At 59.8% G+C, this 6911-nt stretch carries 7 protein-coding genes and 1 pseudogene; 6 read left to right on the forward strand and 2 right to left on the reverse strand.

Annotation, left to right across the window (positions count from 1 at the left end):
* A partial coding sequence (locus ACRXB1_RS26520; protein WP_449493727.1) for a hypothetical protein occupies nt 1-203 on the reverse strand: 203 nt, incomplete at its 3' end.
* Between ACRXB1_RS26520 and rseP the strand changes: the two are divergent.
* From rseP to lpxD, 4 genes and pseudogenes are all read left to right on the forward strand, one after another.
* Nucleotides 118-999: pseudogene (gene rseP / locus ACRXB1_RS26525) on the forward strand (RIP metalloprotease RseP); the annotation flags it as partial. The gene ACRXB1_RS26520 and the pseudogene rseP overlap by 86 nt on opposite strands.
* Before the next feature lie 98 nt (nt 1000-1097).
* The gene (gene bamA / locus ACRXB1_RS26530) at nt 1098-3410 is read left to right on the forward strand and encodes an outer membrane protein assembly factor BamA (protein WP_062170559.1); all 2313 of its coding nucleotides are present in this window, start codon (nt 1098-1100) and stop codon (nt 3408-3410) included.
* Between the two features lie 163 nt (nt 3411-3573).
* Nucleotides 3574-4095 carry an OmpH family outer membrane protein gene (locus ACRXB1_RS26535; protein ID WP_061999158.1) on the forward strand — a complete coding sequence of 174 codons (522 nt, stop codon included), beginning with the start codon at nt 3574-3576 and terminating at the stop codon, nt 4093-4095.
* Between the two features lie 57 nt (nt 4096-4152).
* Nucleotides 4153-5238, forward strand: coding sequence for a UDP-3-O-(3-hydroxymyristoyl)glucosamine N-acyltransferase (lpxD, locus tag ACRXB1_RS26540; protein WP_449493728.1), 1086 nt, complete (start codon nt 4153-4155; stop codon nt 5236-5238).
* On the opposite strand, the gene ACRXB1_RS26545 is transcribed toward lpxD, so the two are convergent.
* Nucleotides 5235-5438, reverse strand: a complete 204-nt coding sequence (locus ACRXB1_RS26545) for a hypothetical protein (RefSeq protein ID WP_143325676.1) — start codon at nt 5436-5438, stop codon at nt 5235-5237. The two genes, lpxD and ACRXB1_RS26545, sit on opposite strands and share 4 nt — an antisense overlap.
* On the opposite strand from ACRXB1_RS26545, the gene fabZ reads away from it, so the two are divergent.
* Nucleotides 5410-5889, forward strand: a complete 480-nt coding sequence (gene fabZ / locus ACRXB1_RS26550; protein WP_061999160.1) for a 3-hydroxyacyl-ACP dehydratase FabZ — start codon at nt 5410-5412, stop codon at nt 5887-5889. The two genes, ACRXB1_RS26545 and fabZ, sit on opposite strands and share 29 nt — an antisense overlap.
* A 73-nt stretch (nt 5890-5962) precedes the next feature.
* On the forward strand, nt 5963-6733 hold the full coding sequence (lpxA, locus tag ACRXB1_RS26555; RefSeq protein WP_449493729.1) for an acyl-ACP--UDP-N-acetylglucosamine O-acyltransferase: 771 nt from the start codon (nt 5963-5965) through the stop codon (nt 6731-6733).
* Nucleotides 6734-6911 lie beyond the last annotated feature (178 nt).

Raw genomic sequence — 6911 nt, forward strand, 5'->3', positions numbered from 1 at the left:
CGTTCGACCAGCGCCGCGTCGTGCTCGCGGCCAAGACGAGCGAAGGTACGTTCGATTTTCCTGTGACGGTGGGCAAGGTCGACGACCAGGACATCGATCAGGACTTCATGGACAAGCTCGGCTTCGATCCGTTCATGGTCCGACCTGCGCTGGAAGCTGCTCGATGCATCGTTCGACCAGCGCCGCGTCGTGCTCGCGGCCAAGACGAGCGAAGGTACGTTCGATTTTCCTGTGACGGTGGGCAAGGTCGACGACCAGGACATCGATCAGGACTTCATGGACAAGCTCGGCTTCGAACCGGGCGGCGGCACGTTGTCGGTGGCGGGCGTGGAAGCGGGTAGCGCGGCCGCGAAAGCGGGTCTTCAGGCGGGCGATGTATTGCGCGCAATCGATGGCAAGAAGATCGACAACGCGATGGGCTTCATCGACTATGTCCAGCATCGTCCGGGGACGCCGGTTTCGTTGACGGTCGAGCGCAACGGCGCGCAGCGCGCCGTGCAGATCGTGCCGGAACTCAAGGCCGATGCAAGCACGAACCGCAACGTCGGCCGCATCGGCGCGTCGCTTGCCACGCGCATTCCTTCGGTCGATGTGCGCTACGGTCCCATCGAGAGCCTGCAGCTCGGCGTGAAACGCACCTGGGACATCAGCATCTATTCGCTGCGCATGTTCGGCCGGATGATCACGGGCGAAGCCTCGCTCAAGAATCTTTCGGGTCCCGTGACAATCGCGGACTATGCAGGCAAAAGCGCGCGCCTTGGCTTGTCAGCGTTTCTGTCCTTCCTGGCACTCGTGAGTATTAGCCTCGGAGTGTTGAACTTGTTACCGATTCCGGTTCTTGACGGTGGGCATCTGTTATATTATTTGGTTGAAGCCGCAACTGGCAAAGCCGTGTCTGATCGCTGGCAGATGGTTTTGCAGCGAGCGGGTCTTGTCTGCATCGTTGCCTTGTCGGCGATTGCACTCTTTAACGACCTCGCTCGGTTGATTCGCTTTTGATCCGGTTTCCGATTCACATTGATCCTTTTCATCTTGTCCGGCGGCGCTTGAACGAACGCGGTCCGGCTAGATGCAGCTATACACACTGGGGAAGCACGTTGTTCAAACCTCATCGCTTTGTTCCTAAGTCGGCTGTGGCCGCAGCATTGGCCGCTACCGGCATGGCGGCGCACGCGACAACGCCGTTTGTCGTGCAGGACATCCGGATTGACGGCCTTCAGCGCATCGAACCCGGCTCGGTTTTCGCCTACTTACCCATCAAGCAGGGCGACACGTTCACCGACGACAAAGCCTCCGAAGCGATTCGGGCGCTTTACGCAACGGGCTTCTTCAACGACGTCCAGGTTGCAACACAGGGCAACGTGGTGGTCGTGCAGGTGCAGGAACGTCCGGCTATCTCGCAGATCGATTTCTCCGGCATCCACGAGTTCGAAAAAGACAACCTGATCAAGGCACTGCGCTCGGTCGGCTTGTCGCAAGGCCGCTCGTACGACAAGGCGCTCGTCGACAAAGCTGAACAGGAACTCAAGCGCCAGTATCTGACGCGCGGTTTCTATGCAGCGGAAGTCACGACCACGGTCACGCCGGTCGACCGCAACCGTGTGCAGATCTTGTTTTCGGTGGCTGAAGGTCCGAGCGCGAAGATCCGCCAGATCAACTTCATCGGCAACAAGGCGATCAGCACGAGCACGCTGCGCGACGAGATGCAGCTGTCCACGCCGAACTGGTTCTCGTGGTACACGAAGAACGACTTGTACGCGAAGGAAAAGCTTACGGGCGACCTTGAAAACGTACGTTCGTACTACCTGAATCGCGGTTATCTCGAGTTCAACATCGACTCGACGCAGGTGTCCATCTCGCCGGACAAGAAGGACATGTATCTCACGGTTTCGCTGCACGAAGGCGAGCCGTACAAGATCAGCGCCATCCAGCTTTCGGGCAACCTGCTCGACCGTCAGGCCGAGTTGAACAAGCTCGTCAAGATCAAACCGGGCGATCGTTTCTCGGCTGAGAAGCTGCAGGCGACCACCAAGGCGATCGTCGACAAGCTGGGCGAATACGGTTATGCGTTCGCCCAGGTCAATGCCCAGCCGCAGATCAATCAGGCCAATCACACCGTCGACCTGACGCTCAACGTGGATCCGAGCCGCCGCGTGTATGTGCGCCGCGTGAACATCGTCGGCAATACGCGCACGCGTGACGAAGTCGTGCGCCGCGAAATGCGTCAGCTCGAAAGCTCGTGGTTCGATTCGAGCCGCCTCGCGCTCTCGAAGGACCGCGTGAACCGTCTCGGTTACTTTACCGACGTCGACGTGACGACCACGCCTGTCGAAGGCACGAACGACCAGGTGGACGTGGACGTGAAGGTCGCTGAAAAGCCGACTGGCGCCATTACGCTTGGCGCCGGTTTCTCATCGACGGACAAGGTCGTGCTGTCGGCCGGCGTGTCGCAGGACAACGTGTTCGGTTCGGGTACCAGCCTTTCGGTCAACGTCAATACGGCCAAGACGTATCGAACGCTGACGGTGACGCAGGTCGATCCGTACTTCACCATCGACGGTATCAAGCGTATTACCGACTTGTACTACCGCACGTATCAGCCGCTGTATTACTCGACCGATTCGAGCTTCAAGATCGTGACGATTGGTGGCGACCTGAAGTTCGGCATTCCTTTCTCCGAGCAGGACACGGTCTATTTCGGTGCGGGCCTCGAGCAGAACACGCTGGATGTGGATGCATCGACGCCGCAAAGCTACAAGGACTACGTCAACGAATTCGGCCGCGTCGTGAACAACGTGCCGGTGACGGTGGGCTGGTCGCGCGACAATCGGGACAGCGCGCTTGTCCCGAGCCGCGGGTACTACACGCAGACGAACGCCGAGTACGGCACGCCCGCGGGTAACACCACCTATGTCAAGGTGGACGCGCAGGCGCAGTATTACTATTCGTTCGCTCGCGGCTTCGTGCTGGGCCTGAACCTGCAAGGCGGATACGGTAAGGGCCTGAAGGGCCAGACGTACCCGATTTTCAAGAACTACTATGCAGGTGGTATCGGTTCGGTCCGGGGTTATGAACCAAGCTCGCTCGGTCCGCGCGACACGACCACGGGCGATCCGATCGGCGGTTCACGCATGGCGGTGGGTAACATCGAGTTGACGTTCCCGTTGCCGGGCACGGGTTACGACCGCACGTTGCGCGTGTTCACGTTCCTTGACGGTGGTAACGTCTGGGGCGATCCGGGGCAGGGCGGTACGACCACCGGCGCAAATGGCCTGCGATACGGTTATGGTGTGGGTCTGGCGTGGATCTCGCCAATTGGTCCGCTCAAGCTGAGCCTGGGTTTCCCGCTGCAGAAACATGAAGGCGACCAGTATCAGAAGTTCCAGTTCCAGATTGGTACGGCCTTCTAATACCGTGGGAACAGTTTTCGCGACCCGGGTTGCGCTGCGGCGGAAACCGGGTCGAGACGAAATGGATTTCGCAGCAAACGTAAATCAAGCGACGTAAATAAGTAACGTGAGGAAGACTTTGCGAACCGGTAAGCTTTCGAAACATGTGGCACTGGCACTCCTGATGTCGGTGGCGTTCGGACTGACGGGCGTGGCTACCGCAGACGCGCAAGAGGCCCGGATTGCAGCCGTCAATTCCGATCGCATCCTGCGCGAGTCGGCGGCGGCCAAGGCGGCGCAGTCGAAGCTCGAACAAGAGTTCTCGAAGCGCGACAAGGCGTTGCAGGACATGGCTGCGCGTCTGAAGACCATGTCGGACGCCATGGACAAGAACGGCGCGGCCATGGCCCCGGCGGATCGTGCTGCCAAACAGCGTGACCTGTCGCAACTGGACCAGGATTTCCAGCGCAAGCAGCGCGAGTTTCGGGAAGACCTGAACCAGCGCCGCAACGAGGAACTCGCGGGCGTGCTTGACCGGGCCAACAAGGTCATCAAGCAGATTGCCGAGCAGCAGCATTACGACCTGATCGTGCAGGAAGCGGTGTATGTCAGTCCGCGTATCGATATTACGGATCAAGTGCTGAAGGCGCTGGCGGCGAATCAGTCGAGCCTGTCGACCAACCCGGGCGCCGGCACATCGAACTGACAGTCAAAATAGTCAATTAAGTCACCGAATTTGCACTGATTTGGAGCGGTATAGCGGATGGCATCAAACAGCGCAATCACGTTAAGTGAGTTGACACAGCGCTTCGGCGGAGACATAGCGGGCGATGCCGGGCATCGCGTGAACGGCCTCGCGCCGCTCGATAAAGCAGGGCCCGAGCAACTCGCGTTTCTTGCGAACCAAAAGTATTTGTCGCAGGTTGAGAGTACACGCGCGGGAGCGGTGCTGATCTCGCCGGCCGACCTTGAAAAAGTGGCGTCGCCGGAAGGGCGCAACTTTATCGTCACACCGAATCCCTACGCTTATTTCGCCCGGGTGGCGCAGGTCTTCATCGACCTCGCGACGCCTCCGGTCGAATCGGGCGTGCATTCCACGGCGTTTGTTCATCCAGCGGCGAAAGTCGCGGCGAGTGCTGTGATCGGGCCGCATGTGAGCGTGGAAGCGGGCGCGGTGATTGGCGAGCGCGTGAAGCTGGACGCGGGCGTTTCGATCGGACAGGGCGTCAGGCTCGCGGACGACGTGCATTTGTATCCTCACGTGACCGTCTATCATGGCTGCAAGCTCGGCGCGCGCGTGATCGTGCATGCGGGCGCGGTGATCGGAGCGGACGGCTTCGGTTTTGCGCCTGACTTCGTTGGCGACGGCGAAGCGCGCACTGGGAGCTGGGTGAAGATTCCGCAAGTCGGCGCGGTGGTTATCGCCAATGATGTGGAGATCGGCGCAAACACCACTATCGATCGTGGCGCAATGGCCGATACGATCATCGAAGAATGCGTGAAGATCGATAATCTGGTGCAGATCGGACATAACTGCCGGATCGGCGCTTATACGGTGATTGCGGGCTGCGCCGGCATTGCGGGCAGCACGAACATTGGGCGGCATTGCATGATCGGCGGCGCGGTGGGCATCGCCGGCCACGTCACGCTGGCGGACTACGTGATCGTCACGGCGCAGTCGGGCGTGTCGAAATCCCTGCTGAAACCCGGCATGTACACGAGCGCATTTCCCGCTGTGAATCATGCGGACTGGAACAAGAGCGCTGCCATTGTCCGGAATCTGGACAAGCTGCGCGAGCGTATCAAGACGCTGGAAACGGCGGCTGAGAAGCTTCAAGACAAGCCCTAAAGCGAGCCATACCACAAGCTGTACGGCGAGCCGTGGCGGCGAACTGGAAAGCACTTCGGACACACACCAAGACGGTAAAAACCGCCATCCCACGCGAAGTCGCCCGAGACGAAATCCACGAGCGCCTTCGCAGTCAACACCCGCGCTGTGAAGCGCGCGAGCAGAACGACTATGAGCACCGACAAAATCAATTTAGACATTCACAAGATCCTCACGCTGCTGCCGCATCGGTATCCGATCCTGCTCGTGGATCGCGTGCTCGAACTCACGCCGCACAAGAGCATCAAAGCGCTCAAGAACGTGTCGATCAACGAGCCCTATTTCCAGGGCCATTTCCCGACGCGACCGGTAATGCCCGGCGTGCTGATTCTCGAAGCGCTCGCACAGGCTGCGGCGCTGCTGACTTTTGTCGAAGATGGTGAAACAGCGCCGCATGATCCGGAAACGACGCTCTATTACTTCGTCGGTATCGACAAGGCGCGCTTCAAGCGCGTGGTCGAACCGGGCGATCAGTTGATCCTGAACGTGAATTTCGAGCGCTACATGCGCGGCATCTGGAAGTTCAGCGCGGTTGCTGAAGTCGACGGCGCGGTTGCAGCCGAAGCCGAGCTGATGTGCACGATCAAGAACACGGCTACCGAGCCAAAATGATGCCGGCCGCGCAATCAGTGCAAAGGGCGCCATCGGCGCGGCGAACAGGCAGCAGAACACATAGCGAGGGCGCATGAGCAAGATTCACCCTACCGCGATCATCGAACCGGGCGCGCAGCTCGACGAATCCGTCGAAGTCGGCCCATACGCGATCGTAGGCTCGCACGTGCAGATCGGTGCACGTACGACCATTGGCTCGCATAGCGTGATTGAAGGCCATACGGTGCTCGGCAGCGATAACCGCATCGGCCATTACGCGTCGGTCGGCGGCCGGCCGCAGGACATGAAGTACAAGGACGAGCCCACGCGGCTCGTGATTGGCGATCGTAATACCATTCGCGAATTTACGACCATTCACACGGGCACGATGCAGGACACGGGCGTGACCACCATCGGTGACGACAACTGGGTCATGGCCTACGTGCACGTCGGTCACGACTGCCAGTTGGGCAGCAACATCATCATGTCGAGCAACGCGCAGCTTGCGGGCCACGTGATCATCGGCGATTACGCGATCGTCGGCGGCATGTCGGGCGTGCATCAGTTCGTGCGGATTGGCGCGCATTCCATGCTGGGCGGCGCTTCGGCGCTCGTGCAGGACATTCCCCCGTTTGTGATCGCGGCCGGAAACAAGGCCGAACCGCATGGCATCAACGTTGAAGGACTGCGTCGGCGCGGTTTTTCGGCTGAAGCCATTTCGGCGCTGCGCTCGGCGTATCGGCTGGTCTACAAGAGCGGCGCGACGCTCGAAGAAGCGAAGATGCAGTTGCGCGAACTCGCTTCCGCAGGCGGCGACGGCGATGCGCCGGTCACCACAAAGTATCTCAACTGCCTCAATGAATAGCGTAATTGCGCAGGTTCCATGGTCCGCCCCCGGTCTTTTGTCGAACCTATTGTGCGTGGACATAAATACGCTGGTCATGCAGGCGCTGTTTCGGGCTGTCGCGTCGCACCGGCCACCGACGGGCCTGATACAACATACTGATCGCGGTAGTCAGTACTGCGCCCACGCTATCAGAATC

It is taken from the genome of Caballeronia sp. M23-90 (assembly GCF_053574605.1).

Coding starts and splice junctions, on each gene's coding strand:
- ACRXB1_RS26535 (WP_061999158.1), top strand. CDS start 3,574: ATGTCGGTGGCGTTCGGACTGACGGGCGTGGCTACCGCAGACGCGCAA.
- lpxD (WP_449493728.1), top strand. CDS start 4,153: ATGGCATCAAACAGCGCAATCACGTTAAGTGAGTTGACACAGCGCTTC.
- fabZ (WP_061999160.1), top strand. CDS start 5,410: ATGAGCACCGACAAAATCAATTTAGACATTCACAAGATCCTCACGCTG.
- ACRXB1_RS26545 (WP_143325676.1), bottom strand. CDS start 5,438: ATGTCTAAATTGATTTTGTCGGTGCTCATAGTCGTTCTGCTCGCGCGC.
- lpxA (WP_449493729.1), top strand. CDS start 5,963: ATGAGCAAGATTCACCCTACCGCGATCATCGAACCGGGCGCGCAGCTC.